At 69.8% G+C, this 23016-nt stretch carries 20 protein-coding genes and 2 pseudogenes; 6 read left to right on the top strand and 16 right to left on the bottom strand.

Going from position 1 to position 23016, the window contains the following annotated elements:
- Positions 1-227 precede the first annotated feature (227 nt).
- Positions 228-662 (top strand): fosfomycin resistance glutathione transferase, encoded by a 435-nt coding sequence (locus WMF24_RS39905; protein ID WP_437732702.1) that lies wholly within the window; start codon positions 228-230, stop codon positions 660-662.
- A 153-nt stretch (positions 663-815) separates the two neighbouring features.
- Here WMF24_RS39905 and WMF24_RS39910 read toward each other — a convergent pair whose 3' ends face one another.
- Entirely contained in the window at positions 816-1808 is a 993-nt protein-coding gene (locus WMF24_RS39910) for a LysR family transcriptional regulator (RefSeq protein WP_437732703.1), read from the bottom strand.
- Positions 1809-1921: 113 nt separating this feature from the next.
- Here WMF24_RS39910 and WMF24_RS39915 point away from each other — a divergent pair, with 113 nt between their 5' ends.
- Entirely contained in the window at positions 1922-2431 is a 510-nt protein-coding gene (locus tag WMF24_RS39915) for a DUF4260 domain-containing protein (RefSeq protein WP_437732704.1), read from the top strand.
- Positions 2432-2449: 18 nt separating this feature from the next.
- On the opposite strand, the gene WMF24_RS39920 is transcribed toward WMF24_RS39915, so the two are convergent.
- Complete coding sequence (locus WMF24_RS39920; RefSeq protein WP_437732705.1) at positions 2450-2923, bottom strand: AtaL-like protein; 474 nt, start codon at positions 2921-2923, stop codon at positions 2450-2452.
- 167 nt (positions 2924-3090) lie between these two features.
- On the opposite strand from WMF24_RS39920, the pseudogene WMF24_RS39925 reads away from it, so the two are divergent.
- Positions 3091-3270, top strand: a pseudogene (locus WMF24_RS39925) (LysR family transcriptional regulator); the annotation flags it as partial.
- Between the two features lie 139 nt (positions 3271-3409).
- On the opposite strand, the gene WMF24_RS39930 reads toward WMF24_RS39925, so the two are convergent.
- Complete coding sequence (locus WMF24_RS39930; RefSeq protein ID WP_437732706.1) at positions 3410-4381, bottom strand: hypothetical protein; 972 nt, start codon at positions 4379-4381, stop codon at positions 3410-3412.
- Between the two features lie 1328 nt (positions 4382-5709).
- Here WMF24_RS39930 and WMF24_RS39935 point away from each other — a divergent pair.
- The 3 genes from WMF24_RS39935 (at position 5710) to WMF24_RS39945 (ending at position 8667) form a co-directional block, all read left to right on the top strand.
- Positions 5710-5886, top strand: a complete 177-nt coding sequence (locus tag WMF24_RS39935; protein ID WP_437732707.1) for a hypothetical protein — start codon at positions 5710-5712, stop codon at positions 5884-5886.
- 67 nt (positions 5887-5953) lie between these two features.
- A complete protein-coding gene (locus WMF24_RS39940) occupies positions 5954-6199 on the top strand; it encodes a hypothetical protein (RefSeq protein WP_437732708.1) in 246 nt (81 codons plus the stop codon).
- Positions 6200-6318: 119 nt separating this feature from the next.
- Positions 6319-8667, top strand: coding sequence for a beta-L-arabinofuranosidase domain-containing protein (locus tag WMF24_RS39945; RefSeq protein ID WP_437732709.1), 2349 nt, complete (start codon positions 6319-6321; stop codon positions 8665-8667).
- 45 nt (positions 8668-8712) lie between these two features.
- Here WMF24_RS39945 and WMF24_RS39950 read toward each other — a convergent pair whose 3' ends face one another.
- The 13 genes and pseudogenes from WMF24_RS39950 to WMF24_RS40010 form a co-directional block, all read right to left on the bottom strand.
- Positions 8713-9039 (bottom strand): hypothetical protein, encoded by a 327-nt coding sequence (locus WMF24_RS39950; protein WP_437732710.1) that lies wholly within the window; start codon positions 9037-9039, stop codon positions 8713-8715.
- Between the two features lie 199 nt (positions 9040-9238).
- Positions 9239-10555, bottom strand: coding sequence for a trypsin-like serine protease (locus tag WMF24_RS39955; protein WP_437732711.1), 1317 nt, complete (start codon positions 10553-10555; stop codon positions 9239-9241).
- Positions 10556-10967: 412 nt separating this feature from the next.
- Positions 10968-11978: an aldo/keto reductase gene (locus WMF24_RS39960; protein ID WP_437732712.1), complete on the bottom strand. Its 1011-nt coding sequence runs from the start codon at positions 11976-11978 to the stop codon at positions 10968-10970.
- 193 nt (positions 11979-12171) lie between these two features.
- On the bottom strand, positions 12172-13581 hold the full coding sequence (locus WMF24_RS39965; protein WP_437732713.1) for a DUF1552 domain-containing protein: 1410 nt from the start codon (positions 13579-13581) through the stop codon (positions 12172-12174).
- Positions 13578-15275 carry a DUF1592 domain-containing protein gene (locus WMF24_RS39970; RefSeq protein WP_437732714.1) on the bottom strand — a complete coding sequence of 566 codons (1698 nt, stop codon included), beginning with the start codon at positions 15273-15275 and terminating at the stop codon, positions 13578-13580. Before WMF24_RS39970 ends, WMF24_RS39965 begins: the two co-directional genes overlap by 4 nt.
- Positions 15276-15560: 285 nt before the next feature.
- Entirely contained in the window at positions 15561-16421 is an 861-nt protein-coding gene (locus WMF24_RS39975; RefSeq protein ID WP_437732715.1) for a BPTI/Kunitz domain-containing protein, read from the bottom strand.
- A gap of 387 nt (positions 16422-16808) precedes the next feature.
- The gene (locus WMF24_RS39980) at positions 16809-18458 is read right to left on the bottom strand and encodes a metallophosphoesterase family protein (RefSeq protein ID WP_437732716.1); all 1650 of its coding nucleotides are present in this window, start codon (positions 18456-18458) and stop codon (positions 16809-16811) included.
- Positions 18459-18573: 115 nt separating this feature from the next.
- Entirely contained in the window at positions 18574-19905 is a 1332-nt protein-coding gene (locus tag WMF24_RS39985; protein WP_437732717.1) for a c-type cytochrome, read from the bottom strand.
- Positions 19902-21212, bottom strand: coding sequence for a DUF1501 domain-containing protein (locus WMF24_RS39990; protein WP_437732718.1), 1311 nt, complete (start codon positions 21210-21212; stop codon positions 19902-19904). Before WMF24_RS39990 ends, WMF24_RS39985 begins: the two co-directional genes overlap by 4 nt.
- A gap of 76 nt (positions 21213-21288) precedes the next feature.
- Positions 21289-21438 carry a hypothetical protein gene (locus WMF24_RS39995; RefSeq protein ID WP_437732719.1) on the bottom strand — a complete coding sequence of 50 codons (150 nt, stop codon included), beginning with the start codon at positions 21436-21438 and terminating at the stop codon, positions 21289-21291.
- 56 nt (positions 21439-21494) lie between these two features.
- Positions 21495-21869 (bottom strand): annotated as a pseudogene (locus WMF24_RS40000) (type II toxin-antitoxin system VapC family toxin); the annotation flags it as partial.
- Positions 21870-21887: 18 nt separating this feature from the next.
- Complete coding sequence (locus tag WMF24_RS40005) at positions 21888-22160, bottom strand: hypothetical protein (protein ID WP_437732720.1); 273 nt, start codon at positions 22158-22160, stop codon at positions 21888-21890.
- Positions 22161-22305: 145 nt separating this feature from the next.
- Positions 22306-23004: a hypothetical protein gene (locus WMF24_RS40010; RefSeq protein WP_437732721.1), complete on the bottom strand. Its 699-nt coding sequence runs from the start codon at positions 23002-23004 to the stop codon at positions 22306-22308.
- Between the last annotated feature and the right edge of the window lie 12 nt (positions 23005-23016).

The raw sequence follows: 23016 nt of genomic DNA on the forward strand, positions 1-23016 counted from the left end.
TCGAGGGCGATCTCGGAACAGGTCGCCGGGGTGCCCTCGCAATGCTGCGAGGACGAACAATTGCGCTTACCGCAGACGTCGGCATCGGTCTGGGCCGCGCAGCGCCCTCGACCCCGTGCCGCGTGCCGCGATCTTCGACGCCCGCGAGCGCTCCGCCCCGAACCCGCTCCCGTTCCCTCAAGCCGGCACACCCGTACGAGCCCGTCATCCCGTAAGCTGCCGGAGCCATGGCGATCGGCGGCATCAACCACGTGACCCTCGCGGTGCGAGACCTCGACCGGGCCGTGAATTTCTACGTCCAGGTGCTCGGCGGAAGGCGGCGAGCGCAGTGGGCCAGGGGCGCGTATCTCGAGCTGGGGACGCTCTGGCTCTGTCTGGAGCTGGACGCGCGCGCCGCGCCGCAGGTCGACGACTCGCACCTCGCGCTCTCGGTCAACGCCCAGGGCTTCGCCTCCCTGAAAGAGGCCATTCGCCTGAGCGGAGCCCGGATCTGGAAAGAGAACCTCTCCGAAGGGGCGTCGCTCTACTTCGAGGACCCGGACCGACACAAGCTCGAGATCCACGTCGGCGACCTCCGGACGCGCCTCGCGTCGTGCCACGAGAAGCCCTACGAGGGGATGGAGTTCTTCGACGACGGAGAGGGCGAGACGCCGGCGCAGTGAAGGGGCGCGCCCGCGCGGCGGCTGCAAGCTCGACGGCATCGGTGAGGGCAGGCTCGAGGGCAACTCCCGGCGGAGCCCCACTGCAGCAGCGAGCAGCACATGACGGGGCGCGCCGCGTGCGTCGACGGCTCGTGCGTCGGCATCAAAGACCCGTTATCCTGCCTGCTTGGGAGCGCTTGTGGGTGAGCCCTTCGGGCTCCGGCTTCCCCGCGTGCCCGGCGGCCGGGCCTTCGCCGCCGGCCGTGTTGCGCGTGCCTGGGTCGCATAGGCACCGAGCTGCGCGACGAGGAGCTCGAAGACGAGGCGGACGCGGCGCACGGCGCGCAGATCCTCGTGCATGACGACCCAGACGTCCAGGTGGAAGGCGAGCGCGGGCAGCACGCGCACGAGCGGCACCGGCCGCCGGCTGAGCGGGAGCTGGCACACCCCGATGCCGAGGCCGGCGCGCACCGCGGCGAGCTTCGCGACGTCGCTGTCGCTGCGGAACGCATAATCGCGCGGCGTGGTGACGAGCCCGGCGGCGGCGAGCGCGTCGATGATGGCGCGGGAGCCGTCGGCGCCGACGAGGGCGTGGTCCGGCACGAGCCCCGCGAGCGACGTCGGGGCAGCGTGCGCCGCGAGGTACGCCCGGGTGGCGAAGAGGCCGAGCTCGACGCGCCCGGCGCAGCGCCTCACCAGGCCGGCCTGCGTCGGCTCCGCCATGCGCACGGCGACGTCGGCGTCGCGGCGCAGGAGATCCTCGGTGCGATTCGTGGCGACGAGCTCGATCTGGAGGCGCGGGTGAGCGACGCGGAGCGCGGCGAGCATCGGGGGGAGCACCTCGGCGCCAACGACCTCGCTGCACGTGACGCGCACGGTGCCGCGGTCGGCCTCGGTGGGGCTCGACACGGCGCGCACGAGGGCGCGCGCGCTCGCGGCGATGGACTCGGCGTAGGGCAGCGTGGCAAGCGCGAGCTCGGTCGGCACCAGGCCGTTCGGCGCGCGGGTGAAGAGCACGACGCCGAGCTGCGACTCGAGCTGCTCGATCTGGCGGCGCACGGTGGGCTGCGCGACGTCGAGGGCACGCGCGGCGGCGGAGAGGCTGCCGGTGCGCATGACGGCGAGGAAGGCACCGTAGAGGTCCCACGAGGGCTCGGCTGGGCTCATCAAAAGATGATGAGCGGATGGACGCATTTGTACAATGTTCATGAGCCCGCGCAGCGACCATGCTCTCCACGTCGCCGGCCCCCGCGCCGGTACGCACGACGAGGAGAACGACCATGACCACCGCCGCGACGCTCCCTGCGCTCGACCTTGCTCCCTCTGCCCGCCGCCCCGCGCCGCAGCCCACCGGCGAGGTCTCGGCGGGCGGGGCCAGGGGCATGCCGCGCGCGCTCCTGCGCCTCGAGGGCGCGCTCGTGCTCGGAGCAGCGCTGCTCGCCTACGCGCACCTGGGCGGGAGCTGGGGATGGTTCGCGGCGCTGTTCCTCCTGCCCGACCTGTCGATGCTCGGCTACGTCGCGGGCCCGCGGGTGGGCGCGGTGGCCTACAACGCGGGGCACAGCCATCTGGCGCCGGCGCTGCTCGCGGTCGCGTCGGTCGCGCTCGGCTCGCCGGCGCTGCTGCTCGGCGCGGCGATCTGGGTCGGGCACATCGGCTTCGATCGGATGCTGGGCTACGGGCTCAAGTACGGGACGGCGTTCGGCGACACGCACCTTGGCCGCGTGGGCTCTCGCGCTCCTTCAAGCAAGGATGGGGTCGACGGTCGCCGACCTGAAGACGGCGGCTGAAGTAACGGAGCGGGCTCGTCAGAGCCGGCCCTCCGCGAGCAGCTCGCGGGTGCGCTTCAGCGTCGACAGCAAGGCGCCCTTGTAGCCCTTGTCGCCGTCCATCGTCTCCTGCTCGGCCTGCTCCTCGGGGCCGTTCGGCGCTTTGCCGCGCAGGCCGAGGTAGCAGTAGAAGCGGAGCTGGAGCTTGCCGTCGGCGTCCTCGAACAGCTCGTTGATGATCGCGCCCTCGCGGGGACCGGTGGCCTGGAAGAAGGTGACCTTGCTCTGCGGCTCGAACGTGATGATCTCGCGCAGGTCGTCGCCTGCGATCGTGGCTTCGCGCACGATGCAAAAAGCGCTTTCCTCGACGACCTCGCAACGGGTGCAGAGGCCGGGCGGGAGGAACAGGCGGGCGTCGCGGGCCTTGAGGACCAGGCCCTCCCACGCCTGCGCGCGGGTCAGCTCGGTCTCGCCTTCCGGGTTCACCGGGACGGTGGCGCTCGAATAGATCATGAGGATGTTCCTTGTCGTGCGTGTTGAGGTTCGCTCGGCCGCGGGACCGAGGTCGCGATCTCGGCGGCGAAGCCGCGGTAGGATAGCGCGCACGTCGGCGCCGCGCTTCGCGCGCTGTTCGACGACGTGGCGGCCCGCTGTGCCGGTCGCGCCGGTGACGTGGATGGTTGGAGGCCGCCCTCGACCTGCGTCGCTTCGAGCGCGGGGGGCGCACGCTGAAGCTCACCGAGGAAGGACGGGCGCTCCATGAGCGAACGGGGGCATTGCTCACCGAGCTCGACGAGACCGCGGCAGCGATCGCCTCGGGCGGGGGCCGGCCGCGAGGCAAGCGAAGGAAGCCTTTCCCATGGGCACGCCTGACGAGCTGGCGGCCTTTATCGGGGCATGAGGCGGCTGACCCCGCCGATCTCCACGCTACGGCGCTGACTTCCACCACGATCCACGGCAGCGCGTTGCGCGACGGCGGGCCTTTCGACTCCTGCTTTTTCAGGAGCCGGGAGGACGCAGCTCCGCATCGAGGAGCGCGGCGAGCTCGGTGATGCGCCGGTCGATCTCCTCCTCCGGCGTCGCCAGCAGCCATCCCTCGAAGTCGTCGAACGATCCCTTGAACCGCGTGATGAGCTCGCCGAGGGCCTTCCCCTCCAGCCCCGGCACGAGCCGCATCACCCGCTTCCCGCTGAACTTCGCGTCGATCTGCGCCCGCCGCGCCTCGGCCGCGCGCTCGCGCTCGATCTGCCCGCCGAGATCGGCCTCCGGGAACGCGGCGAGGATCATGGGCAGGTACGACCGGCGGTCCCCGAGGGCGGGCCGCTTGTCGATCCCCCGGGCGCTCAGGTGCTCGATGAACCGCGCCACGGTCGACCGCACGCCGGCGCGCTCCCGCAGCGGGCTCTCGCCCTCATCGAGGTAGGGCGCCACCGAGAAATAAGGGCTCGCGATCACCCAGTCGAACACCGCCGGCAGCGACGCGAACCCCGCCTGCCACGCTCCGTGATCGAGCCCGAGGAAGCCGCAGATCCGCTCGAAATCGCGCGTCACCTCCAGGTCTGCCCGGTAATTGCCCCCCTCGCGCCGGTACACGTAGGCGAGCCCGCGCTCGCCGTACTTCAGGTCGAAGCGCCGGCACATCCGCCCGATGAAGTTCCCCACGTCGTTGAAGCACATGAAGCTGTACGCGCTCTCCAGGTAGCGCTCCGGCACCGGGAAGAAGTCGGTCTGCAGGCCGCGGTACACCGTCGAGAACACGTGCCCCACGGCCTTTGTCTGCGTCACCCCGAGGTCGCGCGCGATCTCGGCGCGCACCTCGCCCCAGTCCGGACGCGACGCGACGATCACATCCATGTCCCCGAAGTCCGGCTTGTCGCCGTAGTAGCGCGGGACGCGGTACTGCCCCGGCAGCTTGACGTCGAGGGTGCGCCGCACCTCGGCCTCGCGCGCCAGGTACTCGCGTCGGGGCATCCTCGGTAGGTTGAACAGCTTGCCGCCCATCGCCCAGCTCCGGCCTCGCAGTCTACACCGATCCCCGATCGGGTCACCCGCCGGCCGCCGCCCGGGCTCGAGCGCCCTCCCCTTCCTCCGTCCCATCCCTGCCCCTGGTGCTTCCGGGGGTGTCCACGGAAGCGGGGCTGCGGCGTGGGCGGTCGAGGCGGCGGTGCGCTCACGCCCCCCGCGGGCCGCCGCCCCGCGGTGGCGGCGCGGTCCGCCGGAACCTGAACGAGCGATGCAGCAACGGCTCGTCCGACGGGCCGCTCGTGGCGACTGCGATGGACCATCCACGGCCCGCGCGCTCAGCGCACCACGAGCGCCGCGCCGAAGCACAGCGCGATGATGTGCGATTGCCCGAGGAGGAAGACGCAAAAACGGGCTCGGCCGGGCCTCCGCCGCTGCTCCTGCCTCGACATGACGACCCTGCCCCGGGCAGCGCCGAAGCAGGGACTCGGAGACAAAGTGTGAACGTTCACATGACGAATGTCAAATCGAAACGGCCGCCGGCGACCACCCTCGCGCCCCGATGACAGACAGGTCTCCTCCCGGCGCGCCGCGTCAAGAGGGGCGGGCATCGGGCCGCGGTCACACAGGCGCTGCGGCGCCGCCACGATTGGCGCGCGGCGGCGCGACCTCGAGCTGGCGATGCGGTCCTACGCGCCGCGTCGCGCGCCAGTCGCCAATGCGCTGATCGGCTTCGAGCTCATCGATCGGGCCGGCGATGATCGCGGTAAGGCGCCCCCTCTTGCCGCGGCGCTGCAGAGGAGCCCCACCAGCCTCGAAATCCCTCGGGATCGAAATACTTAGGGACCTGTCGATTCGAATTGACGGCGGCCATGTGACCGTTCACATTTGGCCCAGGGGTGTCCTTGTTGCTGCGCATTGCTCGGGTCGCCACGCGTACCGAGGCCTTCGTCGTCTGATCGATTTTTGCACCAACTCTGTTCGCTCGGTCGTCGCGGAAGCGATCGCTGAACGATGGGGATTGGCATCGGGCCGAGGGTGCTCCACCAGAGAACACGGCATACCGCGCTTGTTCGGCGGCTGTCGTGCAATCTCGAGTGCTGTTCACCGGAGGTGATTCCTTCGGAGATGCGGAGGTGCTGGCGACGTGGCCGGATCACAGCCGTCGGGGGCGGCATAACCCATGTCGAGGAGCATGAACCTTCAAAACCACGTGTCGCGGGGGATGTCCCTGGCCATCCTGGGCTCGGCGTCCGTCGCCGCCGGCTGATCCCGCGAGGAGTGGCTCGCAAAGCAGACGAACGGCAACGCGCGCATCATCGAGCTCGTGGGCACTCGTGGGCACGCCGTCGGCGGGCGTGGCGGTGATGCGCAACACCGGCGTCGCCGAGGCCATCGCGAGACCTTCGGACATGAAGATCATCGCGAGCCAGAGCGGTGGCTTCACGCGCACCAGGGGAAGCGCCGTGACGGAGACGCTGCTCTCAGCCCACGGCCTCTGTGCGTGGGCATGACCTTCGTCATGCTGCCGGGGGTATCGACATCTCGGTCGGCTCCGTCGTCGCGCGCACGACGGTCCTCGTGGGCACGCTGGTAGCCGGTGGTTACCCCCCGCCGCCGGCGTTCTGTATCGGCCTCGCGGTGTCTGTCTCGTTCGGCGCGATGACGGGGCACCTGATCCGTCGGTCTTCTCTGTCCCCGTTCCTGGTGACGCTCGCGGGCATGCTCTTCGCCCGCGGCGCGGCGTTCCTCGTCAGCATGCAGCCCATCGGCAAAGATCACATGGCTATTCAACCAACCCCGAAGAGCGGTCTGGGCAGTGCTTGATCGCGACGGTGCGACGGTCGCCGAGTGAATAAAGCGGAGGCCTCGTCGCTGCCTGGCGCGGCGTAGTCTCGTTTTGAGCTCTCTGGACACGACGCATTCGAGATCTAAAAGGAGCTATCATGAGCAATAGAATCTTGCAGTTCCGGCGTTCGCTAGCGGGCGCCACCGCATTGACTGTTTCGCTTCTGCTTGGAGCCCTCACTCCAGGGGTGGCGTCCGCCACGGACTCCGTCGAGAAGCTGCAGGAGTTCGAGCTGGACGAGGTGAGCGTGACCGACGCGTACTACCAGAACGTCTCTTCGAAAGAGCTCGCGTACATCATGAGCCTCGACCCCAACCGACTTCTGGCGGGCTTCAAGGCAGTGTCGCAAGGAAAGGACCCTGGAAATTCGCCGGGCCTCAATCTCTACGGCGGGTGGGAGGGTGGCTGGAGCCTTTTGCGCGGGCACACGATAGGACACTACATGTCCGCCATGGCGCGAGCGTACAAACAGATCAAGAGCTCCGACGCGGAGCAAAGCACCGCCATCGCGCAGAAGCTCGACTACACGATCAGTCAACTGAAATCGTTTCAAGACGCGAGCCCCAAAGGATACCTGTTCGCGTCGCCGGAGACGCATTTCGACGTCATCGAGGGGAAGGTCAGCGGCTCCAGCTGGGCGCCATGGTACACGATGCACAAGATCATCGCAGGCCTCATCGACGTCTACGAGCTCGAAGGAAATGCAACAGCCCTCGAAATCGCGAGCAAGCTGGGGGACTGGACCTACAATCGCAGCTCAACCTGGAATGCGGACCTTCGAAGGAAGGTCCTGGGCGTTGAGTACGGCGGCATGAACGACTGCCTGTACGATCTGTACAGGCTGACGAACAACGCCAATCACCTGGCGGCAGCCCACATCTTCGACGAGGACTCGCTCTTCACTCCGATTTCTCAAGGCAACAACGTCCTGCCAGGCAAGCATGCCAATACGCAAATCCCCAAGTTCATCGGCGCCCTGAACCGCTATCGGACGCTGGGCGAAACGGAGAACTTCTACTACACCGCGGCAGAACAGTTTTGGACCATCGTGCTGAGGGATCACACCTATGTCACCGGTGGGAATAGCCAACTCGAGCATTTTCACGAACCCAGGCAGCTGGACGCGCAAAGGGACAACGTGAACAACGAGACGTGCAACGCGCACAACATGCTGAAGCTCACGAGAGGGCTCTTCAAAGCTACGGGGGACGTCAAATATGCTGACTACTACGAGCAGGCACATATCAACGAAATCATGTCTGCCGTCAATCCGACAAACGGAATGACGGCCTACTTCAAGCCCATGGGAACAGGGTATTTCAAGGTGTTCGGCAAACCGGAGGACACTTTCTGGTGCTGCAACGGAACCGGCATGGAGAACTACACCAAGCTCAATGACAGCTTGTACTTCCATGACGACACAGATCTGTACGTCAACATGTTCCTCAGCTCGACGTTGACCTGGACCGCGCGGGGTCTGTCGTTGAAACAGACCTCTGATCTCCCGCTTTCCAACAAGGCAGTTTTCGAGATTACCGCTGCCCCGGCCGATGCGGTCACGATCAACTTCAGAAAGCCCTCCTGGGTTGCTCGGTGTCAGCCCGTGACGATCACCGTCAACGGTCAGGCATGCGACGCAACGGAGGCGAACGGCTATCTTACGGTAGGTCGCACCTGGAAGCCCGGAGACAAGGTGGAGCTCACGCTGCCAATGGAGGTGAAGGTGTCGAGACTTCCCGACAACCCCAATGCGGTGGCGTTCGTCTACGGACCGGTCGTCTTGAGCGCCGGTCTCGGCACGGAGATGATGCTGTCGGAGCCTCAGTGGGCATCCGAGAAGGCTACTATTCCCCCTGGTGTTACCATCAAAGACACCATCGGCATCAACAACGGCATCACGATCAACGAGTGGATCGCCGACATCGAGAACAACTTGGTTCAAACCCCGGGCACGGTGGAATTCACGCTACGGAACACAGATTCCAATAGCACGCTGACGTTCACTCCGCACTATCAGCGATACGAAGACAGGTACGGCATCTACTTCCGCCTCACCGGGACGGCGGGTGAAAACATCCCAGACGGCGGCGAATGCTCGCCCACTCCTGGAACTGGCAAGCTGTGCGATAGCGTCTCGTCTTCGGAAAGCGGCGCGTCGACTGGCAGCGGATCGACTGGCAGCGGATCGACTGGCAGCGGATCGACTGACGGCGCAGCGACTGGCAGCGCAGCGACTGGCGGCGCGTCCGAGGGCAGCTCCGGTGGATCGGGGGGCGCGGAGGGTGGCACCGCGGACCAGGGCAGTTCGGGTTGTTCCTGCAGTCTCCGTCGTGTTTCGTCGGAACGCTGGCAATTCGCCGCGCTGCTCGGCCTTGCCCTGGTCGCGTGGCGCCGGGGGAGACGTCGTGAGGCGCCGCAGGGGTCGCGGACCTTTGGTGCGCTATAAGACTCCACATCTGCCTGCGCCCGGGTGATCAGCAAACCGGCGCATCTACACAGCAACGCCGTCCTCGCCCGAGCTCATCACCAGGCCGGTGGCGAAGCGATTGTTCACCTCGCGGCCGTCGACGTGGTCGGCGTTGAAGAGCTGAAGCAGCCGCCGGAGGCCGGTCTCGTCGAGCCGCCCGAGGGAGCCCTCGATCAGCACGCGCGCTCGCGCGAGCGCGTCCTCCCGCCGGGCGATGCGCTCCGGGTGCAGCCGGGCCCGCGTCTGGCGCAACACCTGTTGACGATCGAGCGTGGGCGGCGACGATACCCCGGCGCGGCGCCCGTCGGCCGCCTCGCGTGAACGGGCGTCGCCCTGGCCGGGCGAGTCCATGTGAGCGATCATGCTCTCATGGAAGCCCTGCTCCTCTCCGCGCTGGGTGTCGCGCTGGCGCTCGGCCTCGGCGGGGCCGGGCTTGGATGGGCGCTGCGGCGCGCCGAGGGAGAGCGCCTGCGCCGGGCGTATGTCGAACCGATCGCGCGGCTGCGTCCAGGCGCGTGTGGCGCGCGACGCGAGCCGCGCGCGCTCGCTCCTACAAGCGCTCGATGAGGAAGCTCCGGGTCTTGTCGTCGAAGTCGTGGGGGGCGAGGTTCGCGTCTGCCGTGAAGACGCGTGACCCCGGCGAAGTCCAGAAGTACCCATCGTAGAGCGTCAGCTTGAAGCCGGGGGGGACGCGGACGGAGCTGATCCGAAAGTCCCATGGGCCGTTGAAGAGGAAGTTGCCGCCGACGCTGTACACGAACGATTCGCCCGAGAAGTTGGCGTGCTCGTAGAAGGTGACAACGTCGAGCTGCGGGTCCGAGGCGTGCGAGACGACGAGGCTCGAGATGATCGCGTCCGCGCTCACGGACACTCCGTTCGTGCCCGCGGCCGCGAGGTTCGTGTCCGAGGTGAAGACGTACGCCCCCTCCTCGAAGTTGGCGTTGAAGAAGACCGTGACCCGGAGCCCGGCAGGGACCCTGATCGAGCTCGCGCGGTCGTTGCCGATGATCGTCAGGTCCGCGACGTCGTAACGGCCGATCCCGAAGCCCTGCGAGACGCCGGAGAAGTTCGAGAGATCGTAGAGCACGACCTGGCCGCTGGGGTGGACCGTAGGGCCGCCAGCGATCGTCGCGTCGATCCACGCGCGGTGGCGCGCGACGTCGAAGGCGATGAGCGTCGCGTCCAGGTTCGAGCCGTCCTGGCCGATGGAGCCCGCGTACACGGCGACCTGACGCCCGTCGACGAACCACGGGCCGCCGGAGTCGCCGCTCCAGGGCGAGCCCGTCACGCCGGTCGCCTGGAACTCCTCGTCGGAGTACCGGCCATCGATGTGGAGGCTCGCCTTCTTGAGCGACGGCGCCATGACCCGCGGCGTGCCCTCGCTCCCCCAGCCGTAGACCGTCGCGGTGCTCCCGATCGGGGCCGACGTCGACTCGGCCAGCTGGACGAACGGTCCCTCGGCGTCCTCGGTCAGGTGGAGCAGCGCGATGTCGACGCTGGCCGAGGGCACCTCGACGGCGTCGACCGCGATGCGCCGGCCCTCGCGGTACGTGTTGCTGCCGACGCGCACCGCCGACGTCTCGCCCTCGTCCGCGAGGCAGTGCTGCGCCGTGAGCACCCAGCGCGGCGCGACGAGGGTGCCCGTGCACTGGTAGAAGTCGCCGGTGCTCCCGCGCACGTCGAAGACCTGCACGGCCCAGGGGCTCGGCTCGGCGAGCTCGCCGCCGATGATGGCAGACGAGCGCGACTCTAGCGCCGCGAGCGGCTCGTCCGACGCGCCTTCCATCGAGCAGCCCGTGGAGAGGCCGAGCGCGGCGCCCGCGCACACCGCGAGACCGAGCTGATGACCAAGTTCTCTCTTCTTCATTCTGCCTCCACATCATGATTCTGTTCAGACGATCGTCCGCGCCCACGGAGTCCGCCTCCGCCAGGAGCCAGCGACCGTCAACCATCAGAGTGACAGGGCCTGTGATCACGGCGCGGCCGGCTCGGCGACGGCGTCTCCGAGCAGACCCATGGGAGCACCCGGCCGAGGCCGGTGAAGGGACAGCCGGAGCGGCAGGCCCGGAGGCGGGCGTACGAATGCGCCCGCTACGGCCCAAGAATCACGTCCAGAGTATGCTGCGCTACCCGGAGCAGCGCCAGGCGGCGATCTGGAACGGCCGCGTTCGAGGCGTGGAACGGGGCCGCATCCCGCTGCTCGCAATGAATTGTATTTTTATGATGGGCGCGCCGACTCGGTCCGCGCCGTCCACGGCCTGGCCAAAGGTGCTCGGGGATCAGACCTTGGCCGTCGTCAGCCAGTGCGGGTTCTGCGTCGTGCCGTCGTGCTTCTCCGTGGTCTTGAAGAGCTCGTACTTCCCCTGCGCCCCGAGCTGCGCCGTGCGCGCGAGGATCGCCGAGACGCGCTCGCCGCTGAGCGGCTGGAAGGTGTAGGCCGCCCGGAGCGCCTGCTTCAGGACACCCAGGCTGTCGCAGCCGGTGATGACCACCGACGTCGGCAGGCTCATCGGGTAATGCAGGCAATCGATCGCCGAGACCGCCCCCGTCTTCATGACCTCCCCGCCCGCGAACGGCTTCATCCCGAGCACCGCGATGCCCCGCTCGGTCAGCACCGGGAGCACCTTCTTCTCGAAGCTGCGGTAGTGCGGATCCAGGACGTTGAGCGGCAGCTGCACGGCGTCGAGCGGGACGCCCTGGCGCTCCGCCACCTGCAGCATGGCCAGGTGGATGTCCGGGTCCTTGTGGCCGGTGAAGCCGATGAACCGGATCTTGCCGGCCTTCTTCGCGGCCACGAGCGCCTCCATCGCGCCGCCCGGCCCGTAGATCTGCCCGGGGTCGCTCATCCGGATGATCTCGTGCATCTGCACGAGATCGATGACGTCGGTGCGCAGCCGCCGCAGCGACTGCTCGAGCTGCGCCTCGGCAGCCTCGCGCGTGCGGCCGTCGAGCTTCGTCATCAGGAAGGCCTTCTGGCGATAGCCGTCCTGGAGCGCCTTGCCCATCAGCTCCTCGCTCCTGCCCTTGTGGTAATCCCAGCAGTTGTCGAGGAAGTTGACGCCGTGATCGATCGCGAAGCGGACGAGACGGATGCTCTCCTGCTCGTCCTTCGGCTTCGCCATGTGGTAGCCGCCGAGGCCCACGAGGCTCACGTTCACGCCGGTCCGCCCGAGAGGCCTCGTGGGCATCACGCCGCCGGCAGGCAGCTCGACGTCCTGCGCTCCAGGCGCGCCCGCCCCCTCGGGCGGGTCCTTGGAACCGACGCCCGCCGATGTGGCGTTTTGCCCCATCTGCGCGCCTCCTGCACACGCGCTGAGCGCGACGCCGGCACCCACTGCATGAAGGAATGTCCGTCGGGAAGGTCGCTTCGTCATGAGAGCAGCGCTCCTTGAAGGACGAAGCTGGATTGCAGGGGATGTGCCAGGCGGCGCGGCGCTCCGGCGCGACGGCCGGGCCGCGCCGCCTGTCCAGGACGTGGCCCGCTCAGGCCTTGAGCTCGTCGAACTCGCCCTCCTCGCCGAAGGAGCCGAAGTTCTTGATCGGCCCCCCGCCCTCCTCGGTGCAGCCGACCGCGTTCGCGAGCGTCGTGAGCAGCTTGTTGTGCGGCGCGTCCTCGTCCTGCACCGTGTCTCGCTGCCGCGTCACCTTGATGTACTGCCCCGTCTTGAAGTAGCCGCCGCAGCTCCCCGCGATGATGTACGGCAGGTCCCGGAAATCGTGCCACTTCCCGTTGGAGAGCTCGTTCATGAACACGACGGCGCTGTTGTCGAGCACGGACGTCCCGCCCTCGTCGTAGCCCGCGAGCCGGTCGAGCAGATAGACATACTCGCCGATGAACCAGCGATCGATGTTGTAAAGCATCTCCTCGTAGCCGTCCACGGCGCTCCCGGAGTCGTCGTCCTTCGTGTTGCCGTGAGAGAGCTTGTGGTGGTTGTACTCGTGGCTCATCCCATCCCACGTGAAGATGGGCCCGTGCGCGCCAGAGCCCCACTGCAGCGTCGCCGAGCGCGTCGCGCCGGTCGCGATCGCCAGCGCGAGGATATCCATCTGCATCCGGCCGATCGTCTTGAACTCGGCGTCGAACGCGACGCGGGCCGGGTCGATCCCCTCGATCTCCGTCGCCCGCTCCGGCGGGAGCTCGCGCGGGATGACCCCCGCGTTGCCCATGCCCACCTCCAGGTCGCGCACCGTCTGGAAGTGCATGTCGAGCTTGTCGCGATCGGCCTTGCTCAGCTTCTTCCTGAGCAGGCCCTCGTACTCGGCCCCGACGAGGTCGAGCACGCTCTCTCGCCGCTTCGCGAGCCGCACGAGCGCCTCCTCCTCGAGGTCCGTGTCGCCGATCAGGTCCTTGTACGCGAGCCAGGGGTTGTTCTCGCCCGAGACGGGCTGCTCGCTGCCGGTGTACGAGATGTGCCCGCGCACGTTGGGCGTCTTCGCCCCGACCATCAGCGTCAGCGCGGGCGTGCCCGGCGGGTTGATCTTGTTCGCGATGAACTGATCGAGCGAGATCCCCGCCGGGTACTGGCTGCCCTGGACGAGCGGCTGCGCCGTGAGCTTGCACCCTATCCCCTTCGCGTGGTCGTCGCCGGCGCTCATGTCCCACCCGAAGCCGCGCGGCACCATGTGAATGCCCCGCGGGATGAGGAGCCTGTCCCGGTACGGGGCGAGCGCCGCGATCGCCCGGTCCGACCCGAACGACGCGGCCGTCAGCGCGCCGTACTGCGTGCTCGGGAAGAACCGGTCCATGTTCACGCCGTTGCACATGAAGAAGGCGATGAACCGGCGCGGCGCGGTCGGCGGATCCGCCTTGGCGTCGCGCGGGCGCAGCGATTCGAGGAACGGCAGGCCGAGCATCACGCCGCACGCGCCCCGCAAGAACGTTCTGCGATTCATGGCTCCACCTCTTCCACGGCACGGTTCCTGAACGTCTTCGTCTGCGTGAGCGCGACGAGCAGCTCCTTGATGTTGTACCCGGACTGCACGAGCTTCGCGTCGAGCTCCTCGATCGTGCACGCGTCCTCGGGCGAGAGCTGCCGCGCATTGCCGTAGCGGTACCAGTTCGTCAGATAACACCGCTCTGCGACAGGGCTCTTCGCGAGCTGCGTCGCGAGGTCGACCGCGCCGTCGAAGTGTATCTCCGTCGTCCCGACCGTGATCGTGCCGGACGCGTCGATCGGCTCGCCGCCCTCGTCCGCGCGGTACCGGCCGACCGCGTCGAAGTGCTCGAACGCGAAGCCGGGCGGGTTGATCTGGCCATGGCACGTGCTGCACGCCGCCGGAGACGTGTGCACCTCGACCTGATCGCGCGTCGTCCTGATCTCGCCCTGGATGGGCGGCAGCTCCGTGTCGATGTTCGCCGGCGGATCCGGCAGGTCGGCGCAGAGGATCTGGCGCTGGATGAACACGCCGCGGTGGATGGGGGACGTCTTGTTGAAGAAGGCGTGCGAGCTCAGGAAGCCGGCCTGCGTGAGCAGCCCCGCGCGCTCGCCCGGGTCGAGCGGCGTCTCCACGAGCTCGCTCGTGAACGAGCCCTCGACGCCGTAGATCGGGGCGAGCCTGTCGTTCACGAAGCCGATGGGCGCGGTCATCAGCGCCTCGTAGTCGGCCTCCATCTCGAGGATGACGTGCCGGATGAACTGCCGTGTCTCGGCCTTCATGGCCGAGGACACGCCCGCGTCGAAATCGGGGTAGAGCGCCGGATCCTTCGTGAGGTCGTCGTAGCGGCTCACGTGCAGCCACTGATCGTGGAAGTCGTCCAGGGCGCTCGCCGCCCGGGGATCGGCCAGCATGCGACGCGCCTCGACCTCGATGCCCTCGGGCGTGGCCAGCGCGCCGCCCTCGGCGGCCTCGAAGAGCGCGTCGTCGGGCAGGCTGTTCCAGAGCAGGTACGAGAGCCGGGTCGCGATCTCGTAGCCGTCCAGCGGGATGATCTGCTCTCCGTCGAGCTCCTCGCTGAGCTCGACGCGGTAGAGGAAATGCGGCGACTGGAGCATCGCCTCGATCACGTGCCGGACGCCCTGCTCGAACGGCGTGCCCGCCTCGAACAGGCCGTTGCCCCGGGCGAAGGCGGCGACGTAGGCCTCCTCCTGCGCCGCCGACAGCGGCCGCCGGTAGACGCGCTTGCCGAGCTGCTGGATGAACCGCCGGGCGCACGCGGCGCCGTCGCCCTCGGGCGCGCAGGGCAGGATCGTGTCGAGCACGGCCTGGTCGGCCACGGCGCCCTCCGCGATGGCCTCCGCGGCGCGCCGGTAATCGCGGGCGAGGCGGTCGGAGACGGTGAGCGCCCTGGCGTTGTTCGTGAAGCCCTCGAACGCCGGGTCCGCGAGGAACGACGCCGAGGCCTTCATGTCCTTGCCGAAGAGGTCCCGGATCGTGTTGTCGTATTGCGCGTGCGTGAGCCGCGTCAGCCGCGGCATCGGGCCGGGCGCCGTGGCGCCGGGCACGCACTGGACGCCGGGGTCGGGGCCGGGGCCGGGGCCGGGGTCGTCGACCCCGCTCGATCCGTCCGAGGCTCGGTCTCCCGAGCACGCGGCCGCGCTCGAGAGCGCGAGGGCCGCGAGCAGCATCCTCGGGGTGCTTCGTTTCACGGGCAGCTCCCTTCGTGAAGAGGTCGAAAAGCGAGAATGTACAAGCGCGTCCCGAGACAGGCTATCGGTGTCAAGCGCCGATCGTCAACGCGAGGCGCGCGCGCCGCGGGCACATTTCGTCCGTACGCTGGCGCTATGCAGCGGCGACGCCGCAACGCGGTGATGACGCGCCGCGACCGGCGCTGGGCTGCGGGTGGGGAGACGCCGTCGATGTGCGTGACGGGGAGAGCCTTATTTACGGCTCGGGTGACGGCGCCTGATGGCGCATACCGGTCGCGCCGGCGTTCACGGCGCGGCCGTCTGCGGCCGACACCTGCCCTCCGAGCACACGGCCGTCATTCCTTCCGGGTACACGGGCGCGCAGGGAGGGCACGCGCCGAAGCCTTCGGGGCAGACGAGCGCGCGGAGATCGGCGCTCTGGTTGAGGGCGACGATGCCTTTCCCGTCGCACCCCTCGCAGCACCCGACGCCGTCGCGCAGGGCGCAGTCGGCGTCCTGCGTGCATTCCGTCAGCGGGGATTCGCGCACGTCGAGGACGACGCAGCGCCCGCTCTCGCACGCGGCGGTGAAGTACTGGGAGGTGCTCTCCGCCTCGCTGACCGGCGGGCACGGCGCGCACGACACATCCCCGCACCCGGTGGAAGCCCAGTAATCATCCGTCGCGTCGCGGTGGATGGCGACATATGCGCGGGCGTCGACAGGGTCGCAGGAGGCGCAGCAGCGCGGCGAGGCAAGGACGCAATCGCCGGGCGCCGCGCAGGTATCCATGTCCACGGCGCCGCCCTGACAGGCCTCCTGGCACGCCGCGAGCGAATCGAAGCGGTTCTCGTTGCCCTCGCAGCCACCATAGGTGAACGGAACGCAAACGCCGGTGCTCGGGTCGTGCCAGTAGCTCGGGATCGCCGCGTCGCACGGCCCGATCTCCTGCGGCAGCGTGCACCGGGCCGGCAATTCTCCGCCGGCGCCGCTGCTCGTGGCCGCGCCGCCGCCGCTGCCCGCGACAGGGCCGCCGCCGCCGCTGCCCGCGACAGGGCCGCCGCCGCCGCTGCCCGCGACAGGGCCGCCGCCGCCCGGGCCCCCGCCGGCCGATCCGCCGCCGTTCTCCGCGCCGCTGCAGCCCGCCGCGACGAGGAGAGAGGTAAGCAAGCCAAGACCGAGGGTTAAGCGCCGATGCATCCCGGAGGCATTGCAATGCGCGTGCCCTCGGTCGCCCGAGGATAAGGCAATCGATCGTAGGGATTTCATGTGCATTCGATGGCATGCCAGGGGGCGGTGTGCCAGCCAGCGCGGCACACCGTGACAACGTCGTCGAGGTGCGGCGCGCCGCTCGCCGGCGCGGGGTCGCCTGCGCGGAGGCCACGGTATCCCACGCATCGGCCGATCAGGGTCGATGTGCGCCAGGGCGCACGCCCGCCTCGCGGCGAGCGCGCCCGCCTCGCGGAGCCCGCGCCCGCCTCGCGGCGAGCGCATTCATCAGGCGGCGAACGCGCCCGCCTCGCGGCGAGCGCATTCATCAGGCGGCGAACGCGCCCGTCACGCGGTGTTCGCGAGCGACGGGAGCTGGTCGCGGAAGAACGCGTTGTACTTGGGGTCGTTGTACCGCTCGTACTCGATCACGAAGGGCGTGAGCTGACTGACGCCGCCCTTGTAACGGATGGTGAGCGCCATCGGCGTGACCTCGCGGTAATTGCTCGTCGGCGGCAGGTCGTCGTTCGTCTTCCCGCCGGCGGAGAACAGCGTGAGGAGCACGCCGTCGGGGTCGTCGTAGACGACGCGGAACCCCTCCGGGATGCGCTCGTGGCCGCGGATCAGGGTCGTACAGCCGATCTTCTGCATGAAGCTCTTGAACTGCCGCTTGCCGAACGGAAAGCGCGCCGTCGCCTTCTGGAGCTCCGCGGGGATCGCGTCGGCCTCGCTGGGGTCGCTCCACAGCATCTGGAAGCGGATCTCGGGGTCGTTGAGCGAGGACGGCGACCGCCACTTGGCGGCGAGGGTGTCGTCGCGCGCGACGCCCGCGTGGACGAAGAGGATGCGATCGAAGACGAGCATGTTGGGCAGCGCCTCGAAGAGGCGCATGTACGCGGCGAACACCTCGTTCGGCGCGATCGCCGCGAGCGAGCTCATCGCCTCGGAGGGCCGCACCGGCGCGAGCACGCGGCCGTTCAGCTCGACGTAGTACTCGTGGTTGCCGCGCAGCACGAAGACGTTGTCCGGCGCGGCGAGGAAGAGCTGCATCACCGTGCGCAGGACGCCGTTGTAGCTGAACCTGCCGCGATCGATGTAGTCGCCCAGGAACACGAGCATGATCCGGGGGTTGTGCGCCGGGTCCTCGCGGTGCGCCTGGAGCTTCGCGAAGAAGTCGGCCTGCATCAGCGCCGCCTTGAGGCACGAGTAGCAGCCGTGCAGGTCGCCGACGACGAGGAGCTCGACCTCCTCCGCCGGGTCGGGCGAGGCGACGTAGACGTGGCCGTCGAGGAAGGGCGCCTGCCCGGCGAAGGCCGAGAAGTCCGCCGCGCCGTCGAGCCGGCCCGCGCCCCGCGCGCGCTGCTCCTCGAGCTTCGCCTCGAACCTGTGCATCAGGTCGAGGTCGACCTTGGCCTGCTCCGCGAACGTGGCCGGGTCGCTCGCGTAATCCCACTCGAACGCCTTGAAGAAGGGGTGGTCGATCTCGCGCGCCTTCTTGCGTGTGGCCGGGTCGATGACGACCGCGCCCTGCTCGACCGGCTCGATCTCGACGTCGTCGATCTCGGTCGGGGCCGCGAGCAGGGCGAAGAGCTCGTCGCGGAACCGCTGCTCGTTCGGGTGGACGACGCCGTCGGCCAGCATGAGCCCGTCGACGATCGCGAGCAGCGCCTCGCGGCTGTCGTCGTCGAAGCCGTCGAGCAGCTCGAAGCAGCGGAGCTTGATCTTCGCGAGGACGAAGTCCCTCGGGTCCTCGCCCTCGGCGACGCTCTCCGTGAAGAGGCTCTGGATCTGGTGGTCGACCTCGGCGAACACCTCGTGGAAGTGCCTGGTCCACCGCGCGATGACGTCCTGGTTCGCCTGGGCCTCGGCGCCGAGGGCGTCGCGCGCGCGCTGCGAGACGAGCTCCTGGATGTAGCCGCGGATGAACGATTTCTCTGTCGCGTCGAGCTCGCCGTCGATGTACCCGAACCCCGTGAGATAGTAGATGATGGCTTGCATCTGCTGCTCAGCGACGTGTGGATCAGGGCTGAACGACATCATCAGGCAGCTCTCCTCTCGCGGTGGAGCCCCAGGGTAGCGCAAGACGGGCGCGCCGCGTCGAGGGCCGCGCGCCTCACCGCGGCCCGGCCGGCCTCGCGCGCTCGACGAACGCGCCGATCCGCGCGCGATCAGCCTCGGACAGCGCGTGGCCCGGGGGTGGCATGGTCCGCTCCTCGATGACCCGGCGCGCGATGGATTCCCGCAGCGACGTCCACGCCGCGCGCGTGGAGAGGTCGACGCCGCCCTCGCCGCGCGGGAGGTGGCAGGGGGCGCACGCGCGGGCGACGACGGGCGCGAGGTCGTCCCAGGCGGGCGCGGCGCTGCCCTCGGCGCCGTCCTCCGCGGCGAAGCGTTGTACGGCGCCCGACGCGAGCAGCCAGACGTCGCCGCTCGGCGAGCCGATGAGCTCCCCGCCGGGCGGCAGGCGCGCGCCGCGGGCGCGGCGCGCGCCGGAGCGGTCGAGCACGCCGAGCTCGTCGCCGTCGGCGAACCACACGCGGTCGCCGGAGACGGCGAGCCCGTGGAGCGCTGCGCGCGCCCGCAGCCGCAGGCGCAGCACGCCGGCGGCGTCCTCCTCGTAGAGCGCCGCGGGCGTGGCCGCGAGCAGCCTGCCGGCGCCCGTGACGGCGAGGAGCGGCGCCGGGCCGTCGGGCAGCGGATACGACCGAAGCGCCCTCGTGGCCACGTCGAGCGCGAGGAGCCCGTCGCCGCCGGGCGCGAGCCCGTCGCCGCCGGGCGCGAGCCCGTCGCCGCCGGGCGCGAAGGCCACGCGCCCGCCGCCGGCCGCGAGCGTCGCGAGCGGCCCGGTCGCGTAGCGCGTGACGGTGTCGCCGTCCGCCACCGCGAGCTCGCCGTCCAGCGCGAAGGCGGCGGCGCCGCCGCCGAGGCCGAGCGCGGCGCGCACGGGGGCGCGCTCGAGGCCGTAGCGGTCGGCGACGGGCTCGAAGGCGCCCTGGCCCGGCAGCCGGAGCAGCCGCCCCTCGGCGTCGACGCCGACGATCCAGGTGCCCTGGCCGTCGGGCGCGGGGAGCGCCGCGGCGCCGACCCAGCGGTGGGGCGCGCGCTCGACCCGGTCGAGAGCGCCGTTCACGAAGACGGCCGCGGCGCCGTCGTGGAACAGCACGACGCGGCGGCCGTCGTCGGCGACGGCGCGGACGGGGCCGAGCCCGGCCGGCGCGGACCACGCGACAGGGCTCACGGCGAGCGGCGGGGGCGGCGCGGCGGCCTGCCCGGCGCAGGCGGCGACGGCGAGCGCGAGGGCGAGGAGGGCGCAGGAGGCCGCGCTGCGGGCGCAGGAGGCCGCGCTGCGGGCGCAGGAGGCCGCGCTGCGGGCGCAGGAGGCCGCGCTGCGGGCGCAGGAGGCCGCGCTGCGGGCGCAGGAGGCCGCGCTGCGGAGGCGCGTCACGGGCTCCGGAGCAGCTCCGGCACCACCTCGCCGTCGCGCAGGTGGTCGCGCGGGGAGATGCCGAAGGCGAACAGGAAGGTGGCGAGCAGGTCCGGCGGGGCGATGGGCCGCGGCCCGTCCTGGAACGCCTTGACCGCGGCCGGCAGGAGCTGCTCCGGGTCGGTCTTGCCGAACGAGAAGTTCCCGCGGAAGCGAGGCGAGATGACCATCGCGGAGTTGTTGGGGTAGTGGTCGCGGCCCATCGCCGTGTTGATCTGCGGCGTGCGGCAGAAGTCGCTCGTCACGAGGATGTGGGTGTGATCCGAGAGCTTCTTGCCGGCCCGGGTCGGGTGCGGGGTGCCGTCGAGCGAGCGGACGAACGCGGCGATCAGGTCGAAGAGCTCCTGCTGCGTGGCCGCGTGCTGGCGGTAGTTGCTCGTGTGGGTGTCGAACCCGACGCTCGCGAAGCTCACGCAGCGGACCACGTTCCGCCGCATCGCCTCGATCGCGAACGCGGCGTTGACGGCCGCCTGCCTGGCGAAGCGCGCCCTGTGGTTGAACTCCGGGTGCGCCTGGATGAGCTTGCCCCTGACGAACACGTCCTGGAGCCCAGCCTCGAGCATCCTGCCGAGCCCCTCCGCCTGGAGCGCGAAGCCGTCCAGGGTGCCGGTGACGCTGGATCGCGCGGCGAGCGACCTGGCCTCCTCGGAGAGGAGCGCGGTCACGGCGGCGCGGTCGTCGTCGGTGCTGTGGAGCTTCGCGCGGAAGAGCAGGCGGCTGATCGTGCCGACGTCCGCGACCATGAGCGGGGCGGCGCGGCGGTCGAGGCGGCCGCCGACGAACGCGGAGGGGAACTGCACCGAGACGACGGGGAAGGTCTTGTCCGCGCCGAGCTCGCTCGCGCAGATCGCGTCGAGGCTGGAGGACACGGTGCGGCCGCCGCTGAGGTGCCGCCCGGTGGTCGCGAAGGCGACGCCGTCGGGGTGGCTCACGGTGTTCATCGCGAGCCCGTTGACGATGCACAGCCGGTCGTGCAGCTCCGCGAGCGCGCCGATGGCGGGGCCGAACGCGAGGTTCGAGCCCTGCGGCCTGACCGGCGCGAAGGTCTTCGCGCCGCCGGGCCCGGGCGCGTCGACCCAGAGGCGGAGCGGCGCGGTGTCGGTGTTGTCGGTCGTCGCCGGCTCGACGAGCCCCCTGGCCTCGTTCCGCGGGTCGGCCCACAGCGTGACGTCCCAGCCGCCGGACGCGTGGATGAAGACGAAGAACTCGTCCGTCGCCGCGTTGCCCTGCGCGGCGAGCGCGCGCGCCGGCAGGCCGAATGCGCTCACCGGAAGACCGAGGGCCGCGCCCGCGGCGGCCTGGAGCAGCGCGCGGCGCGGGAGCGGGTGGCGGCGGGGACAGGGGTCAGGACGAGGCATCGCGGCTGGCCCTCAAGGTACCTTCCGGCGCCGCCCGCGCCCGCACGATCTTGCCGTCGAACGCGACGGCCAGCGCGCGCACCGGCGCTGGACGACCGGGCTCATCAAGGTTCTGCTGGTGCGTCGCGCGCTGCACGCCGAAGGAGGTGTTCCTCCTCGATGTCTTCCAATCGAGCAGCGGCTCGATGTTCCTCAGCCGATGATCCGCACGGCGATCCTGCCGCTCACATGCCGCAGCCGGTCGTCGTTCGTCCAGATCTGATCACAACCATGGTGAATGGCGCACGCGGCATGGAGAGCGTCAGGGGTCTTCAGGCCATGCTGCGCACGAAGCTCGGTCGCGAGGTCGAAGACCTCTGCAGAAAGCGGCAGCAGGGCGAAGGCCGAAAGCAAGCCTTCATACGTCGACCGCAGGCCGCTGTCATTCGACCGGATGGGCTTTACAAGACACTCCATGCGAACAAGAGGTGATATGTAGCCCATGCTCGAGCCAAGCGACATCAGCGCGCGATCCGACGAGCCCCTGGAGGGCTCCGCGCCCTCGACCCGATAGATGAGCACACAAGAGTCAAGATAGACTCGGACTCACGGCTCTCCCCAGCCATCGCGCTCCGCTGCGAGCGCGGCGTCGATCTGGGCCTTCGAGAGGAGTCGCTCCGGGTTGTTCTCGCGCCACGCGTCGACGGCCCGGCAAGCGGACAGGAGCGTCTCGTTGCTCTCGGCTTCCTCCGGGCGCGGCGCCCGCTGCTCCTGGACCAGTACGATGACCTCGGCTTCTCCTTCCGGCACATCCTCCGGAAGGTTGATCTCGACGCGTCGCGATCTGGGAATGTGGACAGTGAGCTTGTGCGCGTGCATGGACTTGCGCCTGGAGCATACGCCCGGGCTTCCTCCGGCGCCATCCGCCCGGCTCGACGCCACGCGGCCTGCGGCGGAGGCATGGACAGGTGAGCAAGCCCATCCCGCCTCGGATCTCGGAGACTCGGGACGGAAGAGCAAGAGCCTAGTACAGCAGGAACTCCGGGTGCCGCACGAGCCCGTAACACACGGTGGCCCACGCCGCCTCGGCCGGCGTGAACCGCGACCTCGGCGCGCCCTTCGCCCTGTGCCGCGCCACCGTGCCTTGATAGAGCGCGAAGAACTTCGCCTCTCGGTCCGGCGGCGCGAGGCGCGCCGGGTAGCTCAGGAACGTCCGGTGCAGCACGTCGAAGCGCGGGGCGAACGCCGCCGCGTCGACGTCCCCCGCGGGGAGGTCGAAGGCGAAGATCAGCCGGCGCTCGATCGGGACAGGCGCGCTCGCCTTGAGGTCGTGCTCCAGGGCGCGGTCGCACAGCGCGATCCCGAGCCGCTCGAACGCCGCCATCATGAGCGCGTTGGTCTGCGCGCCGCGCGCGAGATCCAGGCCGTGATCGGGGAGCCCGAGCGCCTTGAGGTAGTCTTGCCAGGTGTCGAAGAGCGCCGCCCTGTCGTCCCCCCGCGCGCGGCGCTCGACCTCGGCCGGCGACAGGCCGCCGAAGAGCCGGAGATACGTCCTCAGGTACGCCTCGGCCGGGATGAGCCGCAGGTCCTGCTTCGGCGTCCGGCTCTGCGCGACCCGCCCCGTCTCCCGGAGCGGCGCCGCGGGCCGCGGCGCGATCGCCTCCGGCGGGGCGCCGCACGCGCCGGCCAGCGCCGCCATGCCGGCAAGGGCCAGCGTCCTCACCCGGCCGCGCAT

Source organism: Sorangium sp. So ce1335, from assembly GCF_051521615.1.
Lineage (GTDB): Bacteria > Myxococcota_A > Polyangia > Polyangiales > Polyangiaceae > Sorangium.

Excerpts from the sequence above, each read along its gene's own strand:
- WMF24_RS39905 (WP_437732702.1), top strand. The coding sequence starts at position 228 with ATGGCGATCGGCGGCATCAACCACGTGACCCTCGCGGTGCGAGACCTC.
- WMF24_RS39910 (WP_437732703.1), bottom strand. The coding sequence starts at position 1,808 with ATGAGCCCAGCCGAGCCCTCGTGGGACCTCTACGGTGCCTTCCTCGCC.
- WMF24_RS39915 (WP_437732704.1), top strand. The coding sequence starts at position 1,922 with ATGACCACCGCCGCGACGCTCCCTGCGCTCGACCTTGCTCCCTCTGCC.
- WMF24_RS39920 (WP_437732705.1), bottom strand. The coding sequence starts at position 2,923 with ATGATCTATTCGAGCGCCACCGTCCCGGTGAACCCGGAAGGCGAGACC.
- WMF24_RS39930 (WP_437732706.1), bottom strand. The coding sequence starts at position 4,381 with ATGCCCCGACGCGAGTACCTGGCGCGCGAGGCCGAGGTGCGGCGCACC.
- WMF24_RS39945 (WP_437732709.1), top strand. The coding sequence starts at position 6,319 with ATGAGCAATAGAATCTTGCAGTTCCGGCGTTCGCTAGCGGGCGCCACC.
- WMF24_RS39950 (WP_437732710.1), bottom strand. The coding sequence starts at position 9,039 with ATGGACTCGCCCGGCCAGGGCGACGCCCGTTCACGCGAGGCGGCCGAC.
- WMF24_RS39955 (WP_437732711.1), bottom strand. The coding sequence starts at position 10,555 with ATGAAGAAGAGAGAACTTGGTCATCAGCTCGGTCTCGCGGTGTGCGCG.
- WMF24_RS39960 (WP_437732712.1), bottom strand. The coding sequence starts at position 11,978 with ATGGGGCAAAACGCCACATCGGCGGGCGTCGGTTCCAAGGACCCGCCC.
- WMF24_RS39965 (WP_437732713.1), bottom strand. The coding sequence starts at position 13,581 with ATGAATCGCAGAACGTTCTTGCGGGGCGCGTGCGGCGTGATGCTCGGC.
- WMF24_RS39980 (WP_437732716.1), bottom strand. The coding sequence starts at position 18,458 with ATGCAAGCCATCATCTACTATCTCACGGGGTTCGGGTACATCGACGGC.
- WMF24_RS40005 (WP_437732720.1), bottom strand. The coding sequence starts at position 22,160 with ATGCACGCGCACAAGCTCACTGTCCACATTCCCAGATCGCGACGCGTC.